A 22,818-nucleotide genomic window follows, 5' to 3' on the forward strand; every position below is an offset into this window, starting at 1 on the left:
GCTCTGACGTAACAGCCGACGCCGGGCGGGTATGGTCCGCTCCGTGGCGTCCACCCTCTCGGTCCTCACCCGCAACCGGAACTTCCGTAATCTCTTCCTGGCCGAGCTGGTGGTCTTCGGTGCCGACTGGTTCGTGATGGTGCCGCTACTGGTGCTGCTGCCGAAGCTGACCGGCAGTGGCGTGTGGGGTGCCCTGGTGCTCGCGGTGGACACCGGCATCCTGGCGTTGCTGCTGCCGTACACCGGGACCATCGCCGACCGGTTCGACCGCCGCACCATCATGATCCTTTCGAACGGCGCCGCGCTGGTGGGTGTGCTGCTACTGCTCGGCGTACGTGACGCCGGCACCGCCTGGCTGGCGCTGCTCGGCATCGGCGTGGTCGCGGTGGCCAAGGCGTTCTACTCCCCGGCAGCGCAGGCGGCGCTGCCGAACGTGCTCGATCCGGAGGAACTGGCCGCGGGTAACGCGGTGGCCGGGTCGGCCTGGGGCACGATGACGATCGTCGGCGCGTCGCTCGGTGGCGTGCTCAGTGCGGCGGCCGGTCCGTACGTGTGCTTCTGGGTCGGCGCCGTCGGGCTGGTGCTCGCCGCGGGCCTGGCCCTGCTGATCCGCCGCCCGTTGCAGGCACCTCGCGAGCAGGGTGCGCGACCGCCGCAGACCTGGGCGGCCATCCGTGAGGCGCTGGTGTACATCGGGCACCGCCCGCGCGTGCTGGCGCTGGTGACGGTCAAGTCGGCGGTGGGTCTCGGCAACGGCGTGCTGACCGTCTTCCCGCTGCTGGCCGGGGTTTACGGCGTCGGCTCGCTCGGCGCGGGACTGTTGTTCGCGGTACGCGGTGCCGGCGCGTTGGTCGGCCCCATCATGATGCGTCGGGTGCTGACCAACCGGGCGTGGCTGCTGCCCGGTCTGGCACTGTCCATGTCAGCCTACGGTCTGGCCTACCTCGGCACCTCGGTGGTCGGGTGGTTTCCGCTGGTGCTGGTGCTGGTCTTCGTGGCCCACTTCGCCGGTGGCAGTAACTGGGTGATGTCGAACTTCGCGTTGCAGGGCGAGGTGCCGGATCGGTTGCGCGGGCGGGTCTTCGCCACCGACATGATGCTGGCGACCCTGGCGATCTCCGTCAGCCAACTGGTGGTGGCCTTGGTGGTGGACGTGGTCGACGAACGTGTCGTACTGGCCGGTTGCGGACTGGTCACCCTGGTCTACGCGATCGGATGGCGGATCGCGACGCGGCGTCTCTCGCTCGCCACGTCGCCCCCCGCCGTCGTCGAGACCCGGTGATCGGCCCGGCCCGATGGAGGGCGGCGACACCTCACCCATCTAGCATGGGCGACGTGCCGACCACATTCGTCGCGGAACCGGTCCGAGTCCGGGTCCCCGCCACCAGCGCGAACCTGGGGCCAGGTTTCGACGCGCTGGGGCTGGCCCTCGCGCTGTACGACGACGTCGCCGCCGAGGTGACGGCCGAGGGCGTGACGGTGACGGTGACCGGCGAGGGCGCCGGCGACCTGCCGGTCGACGACACGCACCTGGTGGTACGCGCGATGCGGGCGACCTTCGACGTGCTCGGCGGGCAACCGTCGGGGCTGGCGGTGGAGTGCGTCAACCGCATCCCGCAGGCGCGAGGGCTCGGCTCCTCGTCGGCGGCAATCGTCGCCGGGGTGTTGTTGGCCCGGGGTCTGGTGACGGACGGCGGGAGCCGGCTCGACGACGACGCGGTGTTGCGGCTGGCCGCCGAGATCGAGGGCCACCCGGACAATGTCGCCCCCTGCCTGCTCGGCGGCTTCACCGTGGCCTGGACGGAGTCGGCCGGTGCCCGTGCGGTGACGCTGCCGGTGGCCGACGGCGTACGCCCCACGGTGTTGGTGCCGGCGCAGCGAGGACTGACCGCCTCGGCCCGCGCCGCGCTGCCCGCCGCCGTGCCGCACGGTGACGCCGCGTTCAACGCCGGCCGTGCGGCGCTGCTGGTGCACGCGTTGACCGCGCAGCCCGAACTGCTGCTGGCGGCGACCGCGGACCGGCTGCACCAGAACTATCGCGCGGCGTCGATGCCGGAGACGAATGCCCTGGTCGATGGGTTGCGTGAAGCGGGTGTGGCGGCAGTGGTCAGTGGGGCCGGACCCACCGTGCTCGCCCTGTCTGAGCTGCCCGTAGACTTCGACGCGGGAACAGATTGGCGGCTGCTACGGTTGCCGGTAGATGTATGCGGGGCGCAGGTCGAGCGGGGTAGACTCAAACACGCGGAGCGGGACCCTGTTGCCGCAGGTCGCAAGAGTTGATTACGCTCTAGACTTAGCACAGCCGCGAAGCATGCGATCTCTCTGCGGGTCGGCGCACCCCCGAAGCTTTCGGCGGTAGCCCGTCACCCCTGCCTAGGCCCACGCCGCACCGCAGTCTTCACTGGTCGCCGCAGACGGCGAAACCCCGCTCACCGCTCCACCTGGTGGGTCGGGCGACCGACCGGCTGCTGTGTTACAGACACCCCGCGAAGCGTCATGCGAGGCGGGTGTACCGAGGCCGCCCGGCCACCTGTTGTCGATTCCGGGCAGTCCCGGCCTATCGAGGGAAGGAATCCATTGAGCGACACCACCGACGTGACGTCGGATGTTTCCAACGTCGCTGGCGATGCCACCACCGCTGCCCCCACCCGCCGTCGGCGCAGCGGTACGGGACTGTCGGCGATGCTGCTGCCGGAGCTGCAGAGCCTGGCCGCGTCGCTCGGCATCTCGGGGACGGCTCGCATGCGTAAGGGCGAGTTGATCAGCGCGATCACCGAGCGGCAGGGCGGCGCTGCCGGAGCCCCTCGACCACGGGCCGAGGTCGCGGCGGCCGCCGCACCGGTCCGCGAGGAGGTCCACGCGGAGGTACGGGACACCGGTGAGCGGCCGGAGGCTGAGCGCCGTGGCGCCGAACAGCCGGCAGCGAGCGTGGAAAGCGAGGGTCGCGGGCGTACCCGGCGTAGCCGGACCGCCGTGGCGGAACCGCGCGCCGAGGAGGCCACCGCCGAGGGCGAGCGGCCCGAGGGCCGGTCCGGCCGTGATCGTGGCGCCGAGCGTGCCGACCGGAGCGCCGAGCGCGCTGAGCGCGGTGACCGTGCCGAGCGCGCTGAGCGCGGAGAGCGCACCGCCGAGCGGGCTGAGCGCACCGCCGAGCGCGGTGACCGGGCCGAGCGTGGCGACCGTGCCGAGCGCAGCGCCGAGCGTGGCGACCGGGCCGAGCGCAGCGCCGACCGTGGCGACCGGGCCGAGCGTGGCGAGCGTGGCGACCGGGCCGAGCGTGGTGACCGTGGCGAGCGGGGACAGCGCGCCGAGCGGGACAACGACGGCGACGACGACGGCGACAACGGCGGTCGGCGCAGCCGGCGCAGCCGCTTCCGGGACCGTCGGCGGGGTCGCGGTGACCGCAACGAGTCCGGCGACGGCGGCCGTGAGCCGCAGGTCGGCGAGGACGACGTGCTCGTGCCGGTGGCCGGCATCGTGGACGTGCTGGACAACTACGCCTTCGTGCGGACCACCGGTTACCTGGCCGGTCCGAACGACGTCTACGTGTCGATGTCCCAGATCAAGAAGTACGGCCTGCGACGCGGTGACGCGATCACCGGCGCGGTCCGGGCGGCGCGTGACGGCGAGCAGCGGCGCGACAAGTACAACCCGCTCGTCCGGCTGGACACCATCAACGGGATGGAGCCGGACGAGGCCAAGCGCCGACCGGAGTTCTACAAGCTCACCCCGCTGTACCCGCAGGAGCGGCTGCGGCTGGAGACCGAGCCGCACATCCTCACCACCCGGGTGATCGACCTGGTCATGCCGATCGGCAAGGGGCAGCGGGCGCTGATCGTCTCGCCGCCGAAGGCCGGTAAGACCATGGTGTTGCAGGCGATCGCGAACGCCATCACGCACAACAACCCGGAGTGCCACCTGATGGTGGTGCTGGTGGACGAGCGGCCCGAAGAGGTCACCGACATGCAGCGGTCGGTCAAGGGCGAGGTCATCGCGGCCACGTTCGACCGCCCGCCGCAGGACCACACCACCGTCGCCGAGCTGGCGATCGAGCGGGCCAAGCGCCTGGTCGAGCTGGGCCACGACGTGGTCGTGCTGCTCGACTCGGTGACCCGGCTCGGTCGCTCGTACAACCTGGCGGCGCCGGCCAGCGGCCGGATCATGTCGGGTGGTATCGACTCCACCGCGCTGTACCCGCCGAAGCGGTTCCTCGGCGCGGCGCGCAACATCGAGAACGGCGGCTCGCTGACCATCCTCGCCACCGCGCTGGTGGAGACCGGCTCCATGGCGGACACGGTCATCTTCGAGGAGTTCAAGGGCACCGGTAACGCGGAGCTGAAGCTGGACCGGAAGATCGCTGACAAGCGGACCTTCCCGGCCATCGACATCCACCCGTCCGGTACCCGCAAGGAGGAGATCCTGCTCGCGCCGGAGGAGCTGGCCATCGTGCACAAGCTCCGCAAGGTGCTGCACTCGCTGGACTCGCAGGCCGCACTCGACCTGCTGCTGGACCGGTTGAAGCAGTCCCGGACCAACATCGAGTTCCTGATGCAGATCGCCAAGTCGACGCCGGGGGAGTGACCTTCCAGGCAGAGCACGGCGAGGGGCGGGGCCGAGACCGGCCCCGCCCCTCGCCGTGTCCGGGATCGAACGGGTAGGAATGCTTCGCCGGTGCGGCGGGAATGCGCTCGGATGGCGCGGTGTTGACCTGCTCGGCCGGTACAGCCGCGCGGCACGGCCCGCCTCCAGGGGCGGTCGAGGCCCATGGCAGACTGGTCAATCGGCCACCGGTTCCGGTTCACGCCCACATCAGCGAGCACTGGGGCGACCCGGCGACCACAGACGAGAGGACCGAGGCGACATGAAGCCCAACATCCACCCGGAGTACGTGACCACCGAGGTCACCTGCTCCTGCGGTAACACCTTCACCACCCGCAGCACCGCCAAGGGCGGCTCGATCCACGTCGAGACGTGCAGCGCCTGCCACCCGTTCTACACGGGCAAGCAGCGAGTGCTGGACACCGCTGGCCGGGTCGCGAAGTTCCAGCAGAAGTACGCCAAGGCCCAGGGCAAGAAGGCCAAGTAGCTCCTCGTCCGACGCCCGCGTCCGGTTTTCCGCCGGGCGCGGGCGTCGTCCGTCTGTGTCCCGGTCACCCGCCGTCGAAGGAGCGATTCCGAGCATGAGCAGCGAGCGCCTGGCCGCCCTCCTCGACGAGTACGCCGAGTTGGAGAAGCGGCTGGCCGACCCCGCTATCCACGCCGACCAGGGGACCGCCCGACGGATCGGTCGGCGCTACGCCGAACTGGTGCCGCTGCACAAGGCCGCCGGTGAACTGGAGCAGGCTCGGGCCGATCTCGCCGCCGCGCGGGAACTGGCCGACGAGGACCCCTCCTTCGCCGCCGAGGCCGAGACGATCGCGGCGACGCTGCCGGCACTGGAGGAACGCCTCGCCGAGTTGCTCATCCCGCGTGACCCGCATGACGCCAAGGACGTCATCGTCGAGATCAAGGCGGGCGAGGGCGGTGAGGAGTCCGCGCTGTTCGCCGGTGACCTGCTGCGGATGTACACCCGGTACGCGGAGCGGCGCGGCTGGCTCACCGAGGTGATCGACGCCCAGGAGTCCGACCTCGGTGGGGTCAAGGACGTCTCGCTGGCGATCAAGACGAAGGGCGTGCCCGAGGGGGGCAACGGCGTCTGGTCCCGGTTGAAGTGGGAGGGCGGCGTGCACCGGGTGCAGCGCGTGCCGGTCACCGAGTCACAGGGACGCATCCACACCAGCGCGGCCGGTGTCCTAGTGCTGCCGGAGGCCGAGGAGGTCGACGTCACCATCGACCCGAACGAGCTGCGGATCGACGTCTTCCGTTCGTCCGGTCCGGGCGGCCAGTCGGTGAACACCACCGACTCGGCGGTGCGGATCACCCACCTGCCCACCGGCATCGTGGTCTCCTGCCAGAACGAGAAGTCCCAGTTGCAGAACCGCGAGCAGGCCCTGCGGATCCTGCGCGCCCGGCTGCTCGCCGCCGCCCAGGAGCAGGCCGACGCGGCAGCGTCGGACGCCCGCAAGGCCCAGGTGCGTACGGTGGACCGCTCGGAGCGGATCCGCACCTACAACTTCCCGCAGAACCGGATCACCGACCACCGGATCGGCTTCACCGCGTACAACCTTGATCTGGTGCTCGCCGGAGAGCTGGACGGCGTGCTCGACGCCCTCACCGAGGCGGACCGGGCGGCGCGCCTGGCGGGCGACGCGGAGCTGGCCCGCCGCTGACCTTCCGCGTCGGTCAGGCGATACGCGGTCGCGTCTTCGCCCGCAGCATCTCGCGGTCGGCGGCCTCGAAGGCCGCGCTGAGTGCGTCCCGCTGGCCTGGGCCACCGGCACCCACCTCGGCGAAGCCGATGCTGACACCGACCGGGGTGCCGGGCACCAGAGACTCCCAGTCCTCGGTGCGAACGGCGGCGTCGATGCGCCGCGCCACGTCGGCCGCCTCGCTCATCCCCGTCCCCGGTAGCACCACCACGAACTCGTCCCCGCCGTAGCGGGCCACGAAGTCACCCCGTCGCATCACCCGGTTGATCACTCCGGCGACGCGTTGCAGGACCAGGTCCCCCGAGTGGTGGCCGTGCCGCGTGTTGACCGCCTTGAAGCCGTCCAGGTCGCAGACGCCGATCACCACCCGCTCGCCCCGGGCGACGACGGCCGCGATGTAGCGTTCCAGCCGACGCCGGTTGGGCAGCCCGGTCAGCGGGTCGGTCAGTGCCTCCCCCTCGAACCGCGCCGCCTCACGACGCATCTCCTCGTGGTCGATCCGCGCGGCGATGCCGTCGATGTAGACGTCGCGGAGCCGGTCGTGACGCTGCGCGGCGAGCCGGAAGGCCAGTCGGTCGGCCCGGTGCGCGGCGGCGTGGTCGCCGGCCCGGCCCAGTGCCATGCTGCGCAGCCGCGCCGGTTCGGCCGCGCCGAGTGTCTCGGCGGACACCTGGACGCCGTCCAACCGGGTGATCGCCTCGACCGGCCGTCCGCTGGCGATGGCGAGGCACACCTGACCGAGCTGACGCATGTCACGGGCGCGGGCACTGTCCGCGCCGTAGTCGAGCAGCCGGACCGGGTCCCGGCCCGGGGCGGGGGAGATGTCGTCGCCGAGCGCGCAGCGGCGGGCGGCGGCGTAACCGTAGGCGGCCAGACTGCTGGGGCGCAGCCGATCCGCCCGCCCGGTGCTGACGAACCGGTCGAGGTCACCGCCGACATCCCGCAGTACGCGCAGACAGCCGTCGCTGTCACCGGTGTGGTCCAGGGCGACCGCGTTGCGCAGCCGGATGCCCGGCGCGGCGAAGGTCTCCTCCGGGATCCCGGCGGCGTTGCCGAGCTGCCGGGCGCGTTCGATCGCGCCCAACGCGTACCCGTGGAAGCTGAGGTACGAGTAGGCCATCGCCAGGTCGTGCCAGCCCCAGGCGGTGTCCCGGTCCGGGTCCTCCACCGCCCCGAGTGCCCGTGCCGCCCTGACCAGATGGGTCACGCACCGGTCCAGCGCGCCCTGGTGGTGGGCGGCCAGCGCGGCCAGTGCGTTGAGGTGCCCGTGCAGGTAGGGCTCGGCGAGGTCGCGTACCGCCGCGGACGCCTCCTCGATGGCACGGGTGTACTCGGCGGTGCGCCCGAGGTTGATCAGAGCCGAGAGCCGCTGCACGAGCGCGTCGGCGCGGGCGTTCGGGTCACGGGTGGCACACAGCACCCGCTCCAGGAGCCCGTACGCCTCGGTGGACCGGCTGACCTCCTGTAACGCCCGCGCTTTCGTCAGGGCGTCAACCTGGTCCTCGACCCGGTCGAGCCAGCCCACCCGCACCTCCTGTCGATGTGCCTGCACCCGCTTATGCACGTGCACGGCGACGCCTCATGATTATTGCGTGACCACCGCGCCGCAACACCCGTCCGAAGGGACGAGACGTCATCGCCCCGGTCCCTTGATCGCCGACGTGGCCCGTATGCTCGCCGCCGCCGGGGTGACCTCGGCGCGCGCCGAGGCCGAGTTGCTGGCCGCGTACGTGCTCCAGATCGGTCGGGGACAGTTGGCCGTGGCGGACGGGTTCACCGACGAGCAACGGGACCGCTACCGGGAGCTGGCGGCCCGCCGGTCACGGCGGGAGCCGTTGCAGTATCTCACCGGCACCGCCGGGTTCCGGCATCTGGAGCTGGCCGTCGGGCCAGGCGTCTTCGTGCCGCGCCCGGAGACCGAACTCCTCGCCGGTTGGGGCGTCGACCAGGCCCGGCAGATCGCCGGAGCCGGAACAGGGGCCCCGGAACGGCCGGAGCCACTGGTGGTGGACCTGTGCAGCGGCTCCGGAGCGATCGCCCTGTCGGTGGCGTACGAGGTGCCGGAGGCTCGGGTGGTGGCCGTGGAACGCTCTGCCGACGCCCTGCCCTGGCTGCGGCGCAACGCCGCGACCCGGGCCAGCGTCGGCGACCGACCGATCGAGGTGGTGGCGGCGGACGTCACCGATCCGGCCCTGCTCGACGAGCTGACCGGCCGGGTGGACGTACTGCTGTGCAACCCGCCGTACGTGCCGCTCGGGGTGACGGTGCCGCCGGAGGTGGCCGACCACGACCCGGCGGAGGCCGTGTTCGGTGGGGCCGACGGGCTGGACGTGATCCGTCGGGTGGTCGACCGGGCCGGGTTCCTGCTGCGTGCCGGTGGGGTGCTCGGCATCGAGCACGACGACACCCACGGTGACGCGTTGCCCGGTCTGCTCGCCGCCGACGGTCGGTACGCCACGATCGTCGATCATCGTGATCTCGCCGGGCGGCCCCGATTCGTCACCGCGTCCCGCCTCGCGGACCGCCCACCCGCCGGCCCGTCGGTGACGTGGCAGACTGGCTCATCGTGATGCTCTACGACTGCCGGTCGGTCGCCGACCGGGACCGCGGCATCGCTGCGGCCATCGAGGCGGTCCGCAACGGCGAGCTGGTCGTCCTACCGACCGACACGGTGTACGGAGTCGGCGCGGACGCGTTCACTCCGTACGCGGTCAAGGCGTTGCTGGACGCCAAGGGTGTCCCGCACTCGCCGCCGCCGGTGCTGATCGGTTCCCGGCACACCCTCGACGGGCTGTCCTACACGCTGCCGACGGCGGCGCGAGACCTGGTGGAGGCGTTCTGGCCGGGAGCGCTGACCATTCTGGTGAAGCACTCGGCGAGCCTGCGGTGGGATCTCGGCGACGACAGCGGCACGGTGGCGGTACGGATGCCGCTGCACCCGGTGGCGCTGGAGGTGCTGCGCGAGACCGGACCGATGGCGGTGGCCTCGGCGAACAAGATCGGTCAACCGGCCGCGCTCACCGCCGAAGAGGCGCGTGATCAGCTGGCCTACTCCGTGCGGGCCTACCTGGAGGCGGGGCCGGCGGTGGATCCGGTGCCGAGCACGATCGTGGACCTCACCGGCGACGAGCCTCGGCTCGTCCGGGAGGGTGCGGTCAGCCTGGCCCGACTCCGTGACGTGGTGCCGGAGCTGCGCGAGAGCGAGGTGGTCTAGGTGCCTCCCTTCACCGTCCTGCACGTCTGCATGGGAAACATCTGTCGCTCGCCGATGGCCGAGCGGCTGCTCACCCTCGCGGTGGCCGAGCGGCTGGCCCGGCGCGAGGCCGATCCGACCCGGGTCGACGAACTGCTGCACAGCCACAGCGCCGGCACCGGCGGTTGGCACGCCGGTGAGGAGATGAACCCGCCGGCCGCCCGTCAGATCGTCAGCCGGGGCGGCAACGTCGCCGGGTTCGCCGCGCGCAAGCTGCGCAGCGACCACATCGACGGTGCCGACCTGGTGCTGACCGCCACCGCCGACCAACAGGAGTACGTGACGGCGTTGCGGCCCGACGCCGCCGCGCGCACCTTCGTGCTCGGCGAGTTCGGACGGCTGCTGGCTGGGCTCGACGCGACCGTGCTGCCGGCGGCCGACGCCACCGCCGAGGCGCTCCACGCTCGGGGTGTGGCCCTGGTCGAGGCGGCCCACGAGAGCCGCCAGGGCGCCACTGCCCTGCCCACCGACGACCTCGACGACCCGTGGGGACGCGGTGACCAGTGCTTCAGCCGGGTGGCTGACGAGATCGAGGAGACGGTGCAGCCGCTCGCGGCGCTACTGCTCCCCTGATCGGCGAATTTCATCCGGGTTTCATGAAAGGCGCGGCAGAAGGGGTGATTAGCGCCATTCTGGGGGAGTCCTGACGGCTCCTGCGGGGAGAGCTGATGACCCGGGCGTTCCTGCCGAAGATGTTCACCGTCCTGCTGGCCGGCACGCTGGCCGGCCTGGTGCTGGCGGTGGCGGCGCTGCCGGCCGCGCTGGTGTTCGGCATCGGGTTCTCGGCGCTCGCGGCACCGTACGCGGAGCTGCCCAACACCCTGCGGACACCGCCGACGGCCCAACGGTCCAACCTCTACGCCAACGACGGGACCACCCTGATCACCTCCTTCTACCAGGAGGACCGGGTCGACGTGCCGTTGGACGAGGTCGCCGTCGTGATGCGGCAGGCCATCATCGCCGCCGAGGACGCCCGCTTCCACGAGCACCGCGGGGTGGACCTGCGGGGCATCGTGCGGGCGTTCACCGTCAACCGGCGCGACGGCGCGACCCGGCAGGGCGCGTCCACACTGACCATGCAGTACGTCCGCAACGTGTTGAGCACGGACCCCCGGCTCACCGAGGCGCAGCGAGCCGCGGCCACCGAGGTGAGCACCGCCCGCAAGATCCAGGAGATCCGGTACGCCCTGGCGTTGGAGCGGGAGCTGAGCAAGGACCAGATCCTGACCCGATACCTCAACATCGCGTACTTCGGCGCCGGTGCGTACGGCATCGCCGCCGCCAGCAAGCGGTACTTCTCCACCTCACCGGCGAAGCTCACGCTGGCCCAGGCGGCGCTGCTGGCCGGACTGGTCCGCTCCCCGCACACCGACGACCCGATCAACGGCGACGCGGACAGCGCGACCGCCCGACGCGGCTACGTGCTGGACCGGATGGTCGAGTCTGGCGTCATCGCGGCCGAGGAGGCGGCCCGCGCCGCGGCCCAACCGTTGAACCTGCGGCCCAGCGAGACTCCGAACGACTGCACCGCGGTACCCGAGGGACACAACGACTGGGGCTTCTTCTGCGACTGGTTCACCCGATGGTGGAACAGCCAGAAGGCGTTCGGCGGCACCGTCGACGAGCGGCAGCGCACCCTGCGCCGGGGCGGGTTCAGCATCGTCTCCTCCCTGGACCCGGGGGTGCAGCGGGCCACCACCGAGCAGGTGCGGCGGGTCTACCCGGCCGAACACCCGCACGCCATGCCGACCGCCGTGGTGCAGCCCGGTACCGGCCGCGTACTCGCCATGTCGGTCAACCGGGTCTACAGCGTGGCCGCCAACCCGGGTGGCCAGCAGAACCATCCCAACACCGTCAACCAGCTCGTCGCCGGTGGCGGCACCATCGTCGGCTACCAGGCCGGTTCCACGTTCAAGCTCTTCACCATGCTGGCCGCGCTGGAGGCCGGACTGCCGCTGAACACGGTCTTCGACGCGCCCCGGCGGATCGTCACCGACTTCCGGATCAGCGGCGAGCCGAGCTGCGGAGGGTACTGGTGTCCGCAGAACGCCAGCGCCTCGGTGAGCGGTCGACACGACATGTGGACCGCGTTCGGCGACTCGGTCAACACGTACTTCGCGTGGTTGACCGAGCGGGTCGGCGCCGACCGGGTGGTGGAGATGGCCGAACGGCTGGGCATCGTGTTCCGGGCCGACGACGACGCCCAGTTGGCCCGGCACGGCGCACGTGAGTGGGGGCCGTTCACCCTGGGAGTCTCCGCCACCACCCCGCTCGACCTGGCCGGCGCGTACGCGACGCTGGGCGCGGAGGGCACCTGGTGCGCGCCCACGCCGGTCGTCTCGATCACCGACGCCGCCGGTCGCCGGGTGGCTGCCGGGCAGCCGGACTGTCGGCAGGTGCTCGACGTCGACGTGGCCCGTGCGGCGACGGACGCGGCCCGCTGCCCGGTCGGCGACCAGTCCATGTACCACGCCTGCGAGGGCGGCACGGCGACCCGGTTGCGTGGTCAGCTCGGCCGGCCGGTGGCGGGCAAGACGGGCAGCTCCGAGGAGTACGCCACGGAGACCGTGGTGGCCTTCACCCCGCAGTTGGTGGTGGCGGCGATGGCGGCCAACCCCGACGAGCCGCAGGACGCGGTCGGTCGCGCGGTGCAGAGCGCCATGGTGGAGGGCGTCGGCGAGATCCTCTCCTACGCGTTGCGCGACGAGCCGGTCCGCGACTTCGTGCCACCGAGCGAGGCGACCGCCTGGCGGGTCACCGGGGAGCGCACCGGCAACTGACCGACGCCACCGCCGAACCCGTCAGTGGGCCCGCGTGGGGGTCTCGATCCGCTCGGCGTCCCGGGCGATGTTGCGGGCCATCCCGCCGAAGACCAGCGAGTGGAACGGTGCCACCGCAGCCCAGTAGACATGCCCGGCCAGGCCCCGGGGCAGGAACACCGCCCGCTGCCGGTAGCAGACCTGCCCGGTGTCGTCCTGCTGTACCCGCATCTCCAGCCAGGCCCGGCCGGGCACCCGCATCTCGGCACGTAGCCGCAGCAGCTCACCGGGGACGATCTCCTCCACCCGCCAGAAGTCCAGCGCCTCGCCGACGCGCAGTCGGTGCGGGTGCCGTCGGCCCCGCCGCAGCCCCACCCCGCCCACCAGCCGGTCCAACCAGCCGCGCACCGACCAGGCCAGCGGGAACGAGTACCAGCCGTTCTCGCCGCCGATTCCCTCGATCACCTGCCACAACGCCTCCGGCGGTGCCGCCACCGCCCGCCGCCGCAGGTCGGTGTAGGCGGTGCCGCCGCTCCAGTGCGGGTCGCTGGGCAACGGCTCGGCGGGCGCGTCCGCCCCGGCCGCGTTCGACCAGCGCGTCTCCACCTGGGCGTCGCGTACCTTGGTCAGCGCCAGCTCGACGGCCTGGTCGAATCCGGTGAGCCCGCCCGGCGGGTCCGGCAGGTACGCCGCGATGTCGTGCTCGTGCGCGACCGACTCGTGCACCAGACTCTCCACCAGCGGTCGGGCGAGCGCGTTCGGCACCGGGGTGACCAGTCCGACCCAGTACGACGACAGCGTGGGCGTCAGCGGCCGTACCGGCAGCAGAAGGCGGCGGGAGAGTCCGGCCACCCGGGCGTAGCGCTGCATCATGTCGCCGAAGGTGAGCACGTCCGGCCCGGCGATGTCGAAGGCCCGGTTGACCTCCGCCGGTAGCCCCGCGCAGCCGACCAGGTAGCGCAGCACGTCGCGGACCGCGATCGGCTGGATCCGGTTGGTGACCCAGCGCGGGGTGACCATGACCGGCAGTCGTTCGGTCAGGTAGCGCAGCATCTCGAACGACGCCGACCCGGAACCGATGATCACGGCTGCGCGGAGCACCACCGTCGGCACTCCGCTGTCCAGCAGGATCCGCCCCACCTCGGTGCGGGAGCGCAGGTGCGCCGACGAGTGTTCGTCGTCGGCCGCCGGCTCCGGCCCACCGAGGTAGACGATTCGGCGTACGCCCGCCGCGTGGGCCGCCGCCGCGAACGTGGTCGCGGCCTGTCGGTCGGCGGTCTCGAAGCCGGTCTGGCCGAGCGAGTGCACCAGGTAGTACGCCACGTCGACGCCGTCGAAGACGCCGGTCAGGCTCTCCGGTCGGCTCAGGTCACCCTCGACCACCTCGACCTGCGATGCCCACGGCACGTCGCGTAGCCGACCCGCGCGCCGCGCCAGGCAGCGCACCGTGTGTCCCTCCGCCAGCAGGCGCGGCGCCAACCGCCCGCCCACGTACCCTGTCGCGCCGGTCACCAGGCATTTCACGCCTCCAGTCTGCGGTCTCATAGACTCTGGCGCTGTGGAGACCGCCGAGGGCACCTTCTGGGGGCCCGACTTCGAGCAGCTCAGCACGGCCGACCCGGAGATCGCGGAGGTGGTGCTCGGTGAGCTGGATCGGCTGCGCGGCGGTCTGCAACTGATCGCCAGCGAGAACCTCGCCTCGCCGGCGGTGCTGGCCGCGTTGGGCTCCACGCTGACCAACAAGTACGCCGAGGGCTACCCGGGTCGGCGTTACTACGGTGGCTGCGCGCAGGTGGACCGGGCCGAGGAGCTCGGCATCGCCCGGGCGAAGGACCTCTTCGGCGCCGAGCACGCGAACCTTCAGCCGCACTCCGGCGCGAGCGCCAACCTCGCCGCGTACGCCGCCCTGGTGCAGCCGGGCGACACGGTGCTGGCGATGGAGCTGCCGCACGGCGGGCACCTGACCCACGGCAGCCGGGTGAACTTCTCCGGCCGCTGGTTCAACCCGGTCGGCTACACCGTCCGGCGGGACACCGAGCTGATCGACTACGACGAGGTACGGGACCTCGCGCTCGTCCACCGGCCTAAGATGATCATTTGTGGGGCGACGGCCTATCCCCGGCTGATCGACTTCGCCCGGTTCCGCGAGATCGCCGACGAGGTCGGCGCGTACCTGATGGTGGACGCCGCGCACTTCGTCGGGCTGGTCGCGGGGCAGGCGATCCCGTCGCCGGTGCCGTACGCCGACGTGGTCTGCGCGACCACCCACAAGGTGCTGCGCGGCCCGCGCGGCGGCATGATCCTCTGTCGGGAGTCGCTGGCCGAGCGGATCGACAAGGCGGTCTTCCCGTTCACCCAGGGCGGGCCGCTGATGCACACCGTGGCGGCCAAGGCGGTCGCGTTGCGTGAGGCGGCCCAACCGGCGTACCGGGACTACGCCGCGCAGGTGGTGGCGAACGCGCGGGCGCTCGCCGACGGGCTGGCGGCCGAGGGGATGCGGCCGGTCTCCGGTGGCACCGACACCCACCTGGCCCTGGTCGACCTGCGGGAGTTGGCGGTCACCGGCGCGCAGGCCGAGGCGCGGTGCGACGCGGCGACCATCACCTTGAACAAGAACGCGATCCCGTACGACCCGCAGCGACCGATGGTCGCCTCCGGGATCCGGGTGGGCACTCCGAGCGTCACCACGCAGGGCATGGGGGAGGCGCAGATGCGCACGGTCGCCGGACTGATCGCCCGGGCGGTGCGGACCGACCCGTCCGCCCCGGGTGGGGCCGACGAACTCGCCCGGATCGCCGCCGACGTGGCCGAGCTGGCCGTCGAGTTCCCGGCGTACCCCAGATGAGCGGGGCCCGTGCCGACGAGCCCGGCGCATCCCCGACGGCCGCGCCACCGGCGGGTCAGCCGGGTGCCATCCGGGCCCGGCTGCCGCACCTGCGGCTGCCGCTGCTCGCCTGCGCCGCGCTCGCGGTGATCGCGGTACCCGGCGCCGCCTGGCTGCGCGGCCCGACCGGGGCGGCCGGCGTGGCCGCCGGGATCGCCCTGGTGGTCGCGAGCTACGTGATCTCGGGGTTGTCGGTGGCCTGGGCGGACGCGGTCCACCCAAGACTGATCATGTCGGTGGGGCTGGTCACCTACGTCACGAAGATCGTGATCCTGGGGGTGGCGATGGCCGCCGTCGCGGCGACCGGCTGGCCCGGCCTGCCGGACATGGGCGTGGCCATCATCGCGGCCGTGGTGGTGTGGACCGGCGCCCATCTGACCTGGGCTTTGCGTACCCCGCTGCCCAGGGTGGACCCACCGTCCGGTCACTGACCGTACGGCTGGCGTTTCCCGGGCGTTTCGTCGGCCTGTTCGACTGGCCGGACAGGAGTAGGCTGAATCCGGTTTGATGCGCCGCACCCGCCGCCCGCACGCTGCTTGCAGTGTGGGGGGTGCCGCACACTCACGGGACACCCGACTGATAGTGTTCGCCTCGTCATGGCCGACAACCCTCACCGCAGAAGCCCCGACGAGAACTCGTCGGAAGGTGTCGCCGGAGCCGTCCTCGGCTACCTGCTCGCCGGCATCGTGGTGTGGGGGTTCCTCGGCTGGTTGGCGGGGGATTTCCTGGGCCTGCCGACCGGCGTCGGAATCGCCGTCGGCATGATGCTCGGCGCAGCCGGAGCGATCTACCTGATCATGAAGAGGCTCAGTGCCTGAGTGCCGGCACGCGCGGGTCTGTCGAGTGCGGAGGATGACACGGTGAGCGGACAGTTTATCGCCGCAGAGGGCCTGCCCTGGCCCCCCAAGGTCGATGACTTCTACCTGCCGGATCTCGCCGGCCCGTGGGTCACGAAGTTCACCCTGATGATCTGGCTGGCCGTCGGCCTTCTGATCATCTTCTTCATGGCGACCTACCGGAACCCGAAGCTGGTGCCGAGCAAGGGCCAGTGGTACGCGGAGTCGATCTACGGTCTGGTCCGGGACAACATCGCCCGGGAACAGATGGGCAAGGACGGCATCCGGTTCGCGCCCTACTTCACCGTGCTGTTCTGCTTCATCGTGGTGACGAACCTCTTCGGTATCACCCCCGGGTTGCAGATCTCGCCGAACTCGCACATCGCCTTCCCGATCGTGCTCGCCGCGATCTCCTACGTGATGTACCTCTACATCGGTGTTCGCAAGCAGGGCCTGGGCCGCTACCTCAAGCAGAGCCTGATCATCCCGGGCGTGCCGTGGCCGATGCACATCCTGCTGATCCCGATCGAGTTCCTGCAGACCTTCATCGTCCGGCCGGTCACCCTGGCGGTGCGACTCTTCGCCAACATGTTCGCCGGTCACCTGATCCTGCTGGTCTTCACCGTCGGCGGCTTCGTGATGCTGGCCTCGGACAACATCTTCATCCAGGTGACGTCGGTCTTCTCGTTCCTGATGGCGATCCTGATGGCCTTCTTCGAGGTGCTCGTCGCGCTGTTGCAGGCATACGTCTTCGTCACCCTGACCGCCAACTACATCGGCACGTCGCTCGCAGACGGGCACTGATCCACAGACCTCGGCGGGCCGCCCGGCCCGACCAAGCTCCGGTACGACCGCGTACGCGTGAGAACTCACGCCTCTACTAGGAGGAATACCCGCAATGGACGTTATTGCCGCCATCGAGGGCAGCGTCAACACCATCGGCTACGGCCTCGCCGCCATCGGCCCCGGTATCGGTGTCGCCCTGGTCTTCGCGGCCTACATTCAGGCCAGCGCCCGCCAGCCGGAGTCCGCCGGTTACAACCGCACCTGGCTGGTCCTGGGCTTCGCGCTGGTCGAGGCGCTCGCCCTGTTCGGCCTGGTGCTCGCGTTCGCAGTCTGACGTAGCCCGACGCGACCCGGAGGTCTGACATGTATGTCGCCGCTGAAGGTGCAGAGCACCACCCGCTCGTGCCGATCTGGCAGGAGCTCGTCGTCGGGACGATCGCCTTCGCCCTGCTCTGCTTCGTGCTGCTGAAGTTCGTGATGCCGCGCATGGAGGCGATGTATCAGGCGCGGGTCGACGCGATCGAGGGCGGTCTCAAGCGTGCCGAGGCTGCTCAGGCCGAGGCCAACCAACTGCTGGAGCAGTACCGGGCCCAGCTCGCCGAGGTGCGTACCGAGGCGGCACGGATCCGGGACGACGCCCGTGCGGACGCCGAGTCGATCCGGACCGACATCCTGGCCAAGGCCCGGGAGGAGTCGGACCGGATCATCGCCGCCGGTCGGGAGTCGCTGGCCGTGGAACGCCAGACCATCGTGCGCGAGCTGCGCGCGGAGGTCGGCGGCCTCGCGGTCGACCTGGCCAGCCGGATCGTGGGCGAGTCGCTCGCTGACGAGGCTCGCCGTAAGGGCACCGTCGAGCGGTTCCTCACCGATCTCGAGAGCGCGGGGGCCCGCTGATGCAGGCCGCCAGCCGGGAGTCCTACGCAGCCGCGCTCGCGCGGCTGGAGGCGTACGTCGCCGGTGCCGAGCCGTCGACCGTGGCCGGCACCGGCGCGGAGCTGCTCGCCGTCGCGGACCTGCTGCGGCGGGAGGTCCGGCTGCGTCGGGCACTCTCCGACCCGGCCCGTGAGGGCGCGGACCGCACCGGCCTGCTGAACACGGTGCTCTCCGGCAAGGTCGGTGCGGACACGCTCGACCTGCTGGGGGCCCTGGTCTCCGGTCGCTGGTCCGCGCCGTCGGAACTGCTCGACGGGGCGGAGAGCCTCGGCGTGCAGACCCTGCTCGCCAGCGCCGACCGCGCCGGCGAGCTGGGCGAGGTGGAGGACGAGCTGTTCCGCTTCGGCCAGGTGGTCGCCGCGGACCCGCAGCTGTCCAACGCCCTGTCCGACCCGATGGCGCCGGTGGCGCAGCGGGCCGAGCTGGTCGGGATGCTCCTGACGGGCAAGGCTCGACCGGTGACGGTGCGGCTGACGGAGGCGGCGCTTGCCGGCTTCGGTGGGCGCTCGTTCACCGCCGCGCTGTCCCGGCTGGTGGAGTTGGCGGCGGAGCGGCGGGACCGGCAGGTCGCGTACGTGACGGTCGCCGCACCGCTCACCGAGGAAGAGGAGCGGCGACTGAGCGATCGGCTGTCCGCCATATACGGTCGACCGGTTGCTGTCAAGCTTACGGTTGACCCGTCGATCCTCGGTGGAGTGAGCGTACGGGTGGGTTCGGACCTCTACGACGGGACGATCCTGCGCCGCCTCAACGAAACCCGCAACGCGCTCGCAAAGCGCTGATCAGCACCCAGCGAAGCGCCCGGAAAGACAGTCGACCCGAGGACCGGTCGGTACTAGGTATCCCGGGCCCCTGATACTTAAGGAAGCAGAGGATGGCCGAGCTGACCATCTCGACGGAGGAGATCCGCGGCGCTCTGGAGCGCTACGTCTCCTCCTACTCGCCCGACGTCTCCCGTGAGGAGGTCGGCACCGTCGCCGACACCGGCGACGGCATCGCCCACGTCGAGGGCCTGCCCTCGACCATGACCAACGAGCTGCTGGAGTTCGAGGACGGCACGCTTGGCGTGGCGCTGAACCTCGACGTCCGGGAGATCGGTGTCGTTATCCTCGGCGACTACGCCGGTATCGAGGAGGGGCAGCGCGTCAAGCGCACCGGCCGGGTGCTCTCGGTGCCGGTGGGCGACGCCTTCCTGGGCCGCGTGGTCAACGCGCTCGGCCAGCCGATCGACGGCCTCGGTGAGATCGCCGACGAGGGCTACCGCGAGCTGGAGCTGCAGGCTCCCAACGTGATGGCCCGGCAGTCCGTCTTCGAGCCGCTGCAGACCGGCATCAAGGCCATCGACGCGATGACCCCGATCGGCCGGGGCCAGCGGCAGCTGATCATCGGCGACCGGAAGACGGGCAAGACCACCGTCGCCCTGGACGCCATCCTCAACCAGCGGGAGAACTGGGCCTCCGGCGACCCGAAGAAGCAGGTCCGCTGCATCTACGTCGCCATCGGCCAGAAGGCCTCCACCATCGCCTCCATCAAGGGGCAGCTGGAGGAGGCGGGCGCGATGGAGTACACCACCATCGTCGCCTCCCCGGCCTCGGACCCGGCCGGCTTCAAGTACCTCGCCCCCTACACCGGCTCGTCCATCGGGCAGCACTGGATGTACGGCGGCAAGCACGTCCTGGTCGTCTTCGACGACCTGAGCAAGCAGGCCGAGGCGTACCGGGCCGTGTCGCTGTTGCTGCGCCGCCCGCCGGGCCGCGAGGCGTACCCGGGTGACGTCTTCTACCTGCACTCGCGGCTGCTGGAGCGCTGCGCGAAGCTCTCCGACGAGATGGGCGGCGGCTCGATGACCGGTCTGCCGATCATCGAGACGAAGGCCAACGACATCTCGGCCTTCATCCCGACCAACGTCATCTCGATCACCGACGGCCAGATCTTCCTGGAGACCGACCTGTTCAACCAGGGCGTCCGGCCGGCCATCAACGTCGGCACCTCGGTCTCCCGGGTCGGTGGTGCGGCGCAGGTGAAGCCGATGCGCAAGGTCGCTGGCTCGCTGCGGCTGAACCTGGCCCAGTTCCGTGAGCTGGAGGCGTTCGCCGCCTTCGCCTCCGACCTGGACAAGGCCTCCCGTGCCCAGCTGGAGCGGGGTGCCCGTTTGGTGGAGTTGCTCAAGCAGCCGAACTACTCGCCGTACCCGGTGCAGGAGGAGGTCGTCTCGGTCTGGGCCGGCACCGAGGGCAAGCTCGACGACGTCCCGGTCGGCGATGTGCGGCGCTTCGAGACGCAGTTCCTTGAGCATCTGCGGCGCAAGCACAACGCCACCCTCCAGGCGATCGCGGACAACAAGTGGGACGACGAGATCATCGCGACCCTCGACGCGGCCGTCACCGAGTTCAAGCAGGGCTTCCTCGGCCGCGAGGACGAGCGCACGATCAACGAGGCGCCGGCGGAGCCGCTGGAGGGCGAGTCCGAGCACGAGACGGTCACTCGCTACAGCGGCGGTGCTCCGGCCGAGAAGCGATAGGGCCGGGCCATGGCGGCGCAGGTACGTGTTCTTCGTCAACGCATTCGCTCGGCGAAGGGGATGAAGAAGATCACCAAGGCGATGGAGCTCGTGGCGACGAGCCGGATCGCCAAGGCTCAGGCCCGGGTTGAGGCGTCCCTGCCGTACGCCCAGGCCATCACCGGCGTCCTCACGGCGCTGGCCTCCAACGCGCGGATCGACCACCCGATGCTGACCCCGCGCGAGCGGGTGCGGCGGGCGGGCGTGCTGCTGGTCACCGCGGACCGGGGCCTGGCCGGTGGCTACAGCTCGAACGCGATCCGTACGGCGGAATCGCTGATCGCCCGGTTGCGGGCCGACGGCAAGGAGCCGGTGCTCTACGTCGTCGGTCGCAAGGGGGTGTCGTTCTACCGCTTCCGGAATCGGCCGATCGAGGCCAGTTGGACGGGCTTCTCCGAGCAGCCGTCCTTCGTCGACGCCCGCGAGGTCGGTGAGACGCTGATCAAGGCGTTCGTTTCCGGCGCGGACGACGAGGACGACGGTCCCGGCCCGGACGGGGTACGCGGGGTGGACGAGTTGCACATCGTCTACACCGAGTTCAAGTCCCTGATGACCCAGAACCCGGTCACCCGGATCATCGGCCCGTTGCAGGTCGAGGAGCGGCCCCGCTCGGAGGCGGCATCCGGTGTGCTGCCGGACTACGAGTTCGAGCCGGACCCGGAGGCGTTGCTCGACGCGCTGCTGCCGAAGTACATCAACACGCGGATCTACGCGGCGTTGCTGGAGTCGGCGGCGAGCGAGTCGGCGGCCCGTCGGCGGGCGATGAAGAGCGCCACCGACAACGCCGAAGAGATGATCGACAAGTACACGCGTGAGATGAACTCGGCCCGCCAGGCCGGGATCACCCAGGAGATCAGTGAGATCGTCGGCGGCGCGAACGCGCTGGCCGCGTCGGGAAGTGAAGTGTGATGACTGTATCCGCAGTTGCTGGTGGACCAGCTGAGACCAAGACGGCCACGGGTCGCGTGGTCCGGGTCATCGGCCCGGTCGTCGACGCCGAGTTCCCGCGCGACGCCATGCCGGACCTGTTCAACGCGCTGCACGTGGACGTGACCCTGTCCGGCGGACAGAAGACGCTGACCCTGGAGGTCGCCCAGCACCTGGGTGACAACCTGGTCCGCGCGATCTCGATGCAGCCGACCGACGGCCTGGTGCGCGGTGCCGACGTGCGGGACACCGGCTTCCCGATCCGGGTGCCGGTCGGTGACGCGGTCAAGGGCCACGTCTTCAACGCCATCGGCGAGTGCCTCAACCTCACCGAGGGCGAGACCATCCAGGCTGACGACCACTGGGGCATCCACCGCAAGGCCCCGGCCTTCGCCGACCTGGAGCCGAAGACCGAGATGCTGGAGACCGGCATCAAGGTCATCGACCTGCTCGCCCCGTACGTGAAGGGCGGCAAGATCGGCCTGTTCGGTGGCGCGGGTGTGGGCAAGACGGTGCTCATCCAGGAGATGATCACCCGCGTTGCCCGTAACTTCGGTGGTACCTCGGTCTTCGCCGGTGTGGGTGAGCGCACCCGTGAGGGCAACGACCTCATCCACGAGATGACCGACTCCGGCGTCATCGACAAGACCGCCCTGGTCTACGGCCAGATGGACGAGCCGCCGGGCACCCGGCTGCGGGTCGCGCTCTCCGCGTTGACCATGGCCGAGTACTTCCGGGACGTGAAGAAGCAGGAGGTGCTGCTCTTCATCGACAACATCTTCCGCTTCACCCAGGCCGGTTCCGAGGTCTCCACCCTGCTGGGCCGGATGCCCAGCGCGGTGGGTTACCAGCCGACCCTGGCCGACGAGATGGGCGAGCTCCAGGAGCGGATCACCTCCGTCCGGGGCCAGGCCATCACCTCGATGCAGGCGATCTACGTGCCGGCGGACGACTACACCGACCCGGCTCCGGCCACCACCTTCGCCCACCTGGACGCGACCACCAACCTGGAGCGGTCGATCTCCGACAAGGGCATCTACCCGGCGGTGGACCCGCTGGCCTCCTCGTCGCGGATCCTGGCCCCCGAGTTCGTCGGCCAGGAGCACTTCCAGGTGGCCAGCGAGGTGAAGCGGATCCTCCAGCGCTACAAGGACCTGCAGGACATCATCGCCATCCTCGGTATCGAGGAGCTCTCCGAGGAAGACAAGATCACGGTCCAGCGGGCCCGGCGGATCGAGCGCTTCCTGTCGCAGAACACCTACGCGGCGGAGCAGTTCACCGGCGTGCCGGGGTCGACGGTCCCGATCAAGGAGACCATCGAGGCCTTCCGCAAGATCAGCGAGGGGGAGTACGACCACTTCCCCGAGCAGGCGTTCTTCATGTGCGGTGGACTCGACGACCTTGAGAAGAAGGCCGCCGAGCTGATGAAGGGCTGACCCTTCACCTGCACAGACACGAAACAGAAGGCCGTCCCGGTGACCCCGGGGCGGCCTTCTGCCCATCTCGACGACGTACCATCGCCGCTGGCCGGATTCCCGTGTTCGGCGATCACGGCGAACGCGAGATACCGTC

21 protein-coding genes are annotated in these 22,818 nt (G+C 70.8%); 19 read left to right on the plus strand and 2 right to left on the minus strand.

What is annotated here, in order from left to right; translation table 11 throughout:
• Nucleotides 1–43 precede the first annotated feature (43 nt).
• The 5 genes from ACLQ2S_RS22005 to prfA all read left to right on the plus strand — a co-directional run bounded on the left by ACLQ2S_RS22005 (nt 44) and on the right by prfA (nt 6,269).
• Nucleotides 44–1,282, plus strand: a complete 1,239-nt coding sequence (locus tag ACLQ2S_RS22005) for an MFS transporter (protein ID WP_309222569.1) — start codon at nt 44–46, stop codon at nt 1,280–1,282.
• Between the two features lie 44 nt (nt 1,283–1,326).
• The gene (gene thrB, locus ACLQ2S_RS22010; RefSeq protein WP_155214742.1) at nt 1,327–2,280 is read left to right on the plus strand and encodes a homoserine kinase; all 954 of its coding nucleotides are present in this window, start codon (nt 1,327–1,329) and stop codon (nt 2,278–2,280) included.
• A gap of 297 nt (nt 2,281–2,577) precedes the next feature.
• Entirely contained in the window at nt 2,578–4,581 is a 2,004-nt protein-coding gene (rho, locus tag ACLQ2S_RS22015) for a transcription termination factor Rho (protein WP_425702573.1), read from the plus strand.
• Between the two features lie 280 nt (nt 4,582–4,861).
• A complete protein-coding gene (gene rpmE / locus ACLQ2S_RS22020; RefSeq protein ID WP_155214744.1) occupies nt 4,862–5,086 on the plus strand; it encodes a 50S ribosomal protein L31 in 225 nt (74 codons plus the stop codon).
• Between the two features lie 94 nt (nt 5,087–5,180).
• The gene (gene prfA / locus ACLQ2S_RS22025; protein WP_155214745.1) at nt 5,181–6,269 is read left to right on the plus strand and encodes a peptide chain release factor 1; all 1,089 of its coding nucleotides are present in this window, start codon (nt 5,181–5,183) and stop codon (nt 6,267–6,269) included.
• Nucleotides 6,270–6,282: 13 nt separating this feature from the next.
• Here prfA and ACLQ2S_RS22030 read toward each other — a convergent pair whose 3' ends face one another.
• Nucleotides 6,283–7,833, minus strand: coding sequence for a GGDEF domain-containing protein (locus ACLQ2S_RS22030; protein WP_309222594.1), 1,551 nt, complete (start codon nt 7,831–7,833; stop codon nt 6,283–6,285).
• Between the two features lie 67 nt (nt 7,834–7,900).
• Here ACLQ2S_RS22030 and prmC point away from each other — a divergent pair, with 67 nt between their 5' ends.
• The 4 genes from prmC to ACLQ2S_RS22050 all read left to right on the plus strand — a co-directional run bounded on the left by prmC (nt 7,901) and on the right by ACLQ2S_RS22050 (nt 12,341).
• Nucleotides 7,901–8,878: a peptide chain release factor N(5)-glutamine methyltransferase gene (gene prmC, locus ACLQ2S_RS22035; protein WP_425702576.1), complete on the plus strand. Its 978-nt coding sequence runs from the start codon at nt 7,901–7,903 to the stop codon at nt 8,876–8,878.
• On the plus strand, nt 8,878–9,522 hold the full coding sequence (locus ACLQ2S_RS22040; protein WP_155214947.1) for an L-threonylcarbamoyladenylate synthase: 645 nt from the start codon (nt 8,878–8,880) through the stop codon (nt 9,520–9,522). Before prmC ends, ACLQ2S_RS22040 begins: the two co-directional genes overlap by 1 nt.
• On the plus strand, nt 9,523–10,134 hold the full coding sequence (locus ACLQ2S_RS22045) for a phosphotyrosine protein phosphatase (protein ID WP_425702578.1): 612 nt from the start codon (nt 9,523–9,525) through the stop codon (nt 10,132–10,134). It begins immediately after the preceding gene.
• 95 nt (nt 10,135–10,229) lie between these two features.
• Nucleotides 10,230–12,341 (plus strand): transglycosylase domain-containing protein, encoded by a 2,112-nt coding sequence (locus ACLQ2S_RS22050; RefSeq protein ID WP_155214746.1) that lies wholly within the window; start codon nt 10,230–10,232, stop codon nt 12,339–12,341.
• Nucleotides 12,342–12,362: 21 nt separating this feature from the next.
• Here the strand turns inward: ACLQ2S_RS22050 and ACLQ2S_RS22055 are convergent, their stop codons facing one another.
• On the minus strand, nt 12,363–13,844 hold the full coding sequence (locus ACLQ2S_RS22055) for an SDR family oxidoreductase (RefSeq protein ID WP_425702582.1): 1,482 nt from the start codon (nt 13,842–13,844) through the stop codon (nt 12,363–12,365).
• Nucleotides 13,845–13,878: 34 nt separating this feature from the next.
• On the opposite strand from ACLQ2S_RS22055, the gene glyA reads away from it, so the two are divergent.
• The 10 genes from glyA to atpD all read left to right on the plus strand — a co-directional run bounded on the left by glyA (nt 13,879) and on the right by atpD (nt 22,682).
• Nucleotides 13,879–15,165 (plus strand): serine hydroxymethyltransferase, encoded by a 1,287-nt coding sequence (gene glyA / locus ACLQ2S_RS22060; RefSeq protein WP_425702584.1) that lies wholly within the window; start codon nt 13,879–13,881, stop codon nt 15,163–15,165.
• Nucleotides 15,162–15,635: a hypothetical protein gene (locus ACLQ2S_RS22065; RefSeq protein ID WP_155214748.1), complete on the plus strand. Its 474-nt coding sequence runs from the start codon at nt 15,162–15,164 to the stop codon at nt 15,633–15,635. Before glyA ends, ACLQ2S_RS22065 begins: the two co-directional genes overlap by 4 nt.
• A 165-nt stretch (nt 15,636–15,800) precedes the next feature.
• Nucleotides 15,801–16,022 carry a hypothetical protein gene (locus ACLQ2S_RS22070; RefSeq protein ID WP_155214749.1) on the plus strand — a complete coding sequence of 74 codons (222 nt, stop codon included), beginning with the start codon at nt 15,801–15,803 and terminating at the stop codon, nt 16,020–16,022.
• Nucleotides 16,023–16,844: a F0F1 ATP synthase subunit A gene (gene atpB / locus ACLQ2S_RS22075; protein WP_425702586.1), complete on the plus strand. Its 822-nt coding sequence runs from the start codon at nt 16,023–16,025 to the stop codon at nt 16,842–16,844. It begins immediately after the preceding gene.
• A 94-nt stretch (nt 16,845–16,938) separates the two neighbouring features.
• The gene (gene atpE / locus ACLQ2S_RS22080) at nt 16,939–17,160 is read left to right on the plus strand and encodes an ATP synthase F0 subunit C (protein ID WP_013735640.1); all 222 of its coding nucleotides are present in this window, start codon (nt 16,939–16,941) and stop codon (nt 17,158–17,160) included.
• A 29-nt stretch (nt 17,161–17,189) separates the two neighbouring features.
• A complete protein-coding gene (locus ACLQ2S_RS22085) occupies nt 17,190–17,720 on the plus strand; it encodes a F0F1 ATP synthase subunit B (RefSeq protein WP_155214750.1) in 531 nt (176 codons plus the stop codon).
• Nucleotides 17,720–18,541: a F0F1 ATP synthase subunit delta gene (locus ACLQ2S_RS22090; protein ID WP_155214751.1), complete on the plus strand. Its 822-nt coding sequence runs from the start codon at nt 17,720–17,722 to the stop codon at nt 18,539–18,541. The genes ACLQ2S_RS22085 and ACLQ2S_RS22090 overlap by 1 nt, the downstream gene beginning before the upstream one ends.
• Nucleotides 18,542–18,633: 92 nt before the next feature.
• On the plus strand, nt 18,634–20,280 hold the full coding sequence (atpA, locus tag ACLQ2S_RS22095) for a F0F1 ATP synthase subunit alpha (protein ID WP_425702589.1): 1,647 nt from the start codon (nt 18,634–18,636) through the stop codon (nt 20,278–20,280).
• Nucleotides 20,281–20,289: 9 nt separating this feature from the next.
• Nucleotides 20,290–21,228 carry a F0F1 ATP synthase subunit gamma gene (locus ACLQ2S_RS22100; RefSeq protein ID WP_425702591.1) on the plus strand — a complete coding sequence of 313 codons (939 nt, stop codon included), beginning with the start codon at nt 20,290–20,292 and terminating at the stop codon, nt 21,226–21,228.
• Entirely contained in the window at nt 21,228–22,682 is a 1,455-nt protein-coding gene (gene atpD, locus ACLQ2S_RS22105; protein WP_155214754.1) for a F0F1 ATP synthase subunit beta, read from the plus strand. Before ACLQ2S_RS22100 ends, atpD begins: the two co-directional genes overlap by 1 nt.
• Nucleotides 22,683–22,818 lie beyond the last annotated feature (136 nt).

This window comes from Micromonospora sp. DT48 (assembly GCF_049844495.1).
GTDB lineage: Bacteria > Actinomycetota > Actinomycetes > Mycobacteriales > Micromonosporaceae > Micromonospora.

Coding starts and splice junctions, on each gene's coding strand:
- thrB (WP_155214742.1), top strand. CDS start 1,327: ATGGGCGACGTGCCGACCACATTCGTCGCGGAACCGGTCCGAGTCCGG.
- rpmE (WP_155214744.1), top strand. CDS start 4,862: ATGAAGCCCAACATCCACCCGGAGTACGTGACCACCGAGGTCACCTGC.
- ACLQ2S_RS22085 (WP_155214750.1), top strand. CDS start 17,190: ATGTATGTCGCCGCTGAAGGTGCAGAGCACCACCCGCTCGTGCCGATC.
- ACLQ2S_RS22040 (WP_155214947.1), top strand. CDS start 8,878: ATGCTCTACGACTGCCGGTCGGTCGCCGACCGGGACCGCGGCATCGCT.
- atpA (WP_425702589.1), top strand. CDS start 18,634: ATGGCCGAGCTGACCATCTCGACGGAGGAGATCCGCGGCGCTCTGGAG.
- atpD (WP_155214754.1), top strand. CDS start 21,228: ATGACTGTATCCGCAGTTGCTGGTGGACCAGCTGAGACCAAGACGGCC.
- ACLQ2S_RS22070 (WP_155214749.1), top strand. CDS start 15,801: ATGGCCGACAACCCTCACCGCAGAAGCCCCGACGAGAACTCGTCGGAA.
- ACLQ2S_RS22050 (WP_155214746.1), top strand. CDS start 10,230: ATGACCCGGGCGTTCCTGCCGAAGATGTTCACCGTCCTGCTGGCCGGC.
- ACLQ2S_RS22090 (WP_155214751.1), top strand. CDS start 17,720: ATGCAGGCCGCCAGCCGGGAGTCCTACGCAGCCGCGCTCGCGCGGCTG.
- ACLQ2S_RS22100 (WP_425702591.1), top strand. CDS start 20,290: ATGGCGGCGCAGGTACGTGTTCTTCGTCAACGCATTCGCTCGGCGAAG.
- prfA (WP_155214745.1), top strand. CDS start 5,181: ATGAGCAGCGAGCGCCTGGCCGCCCTCCTCGACGAGTACGCCGAGTTG.
- atpE (WP_013735640.1), top strand. CDS start 16,939: ATGGACGTTATTGCCGCCATCGAGGGCAGCGTCAACACCATCGGCTAC.
- ACLQ2S_RS22065 (WP_155214748.1), top strand. CDS start 15,162: ATGAGCGGGGCCCGTGCCGACGAGCCCGGCGCATCCCCGACGGCCGCG.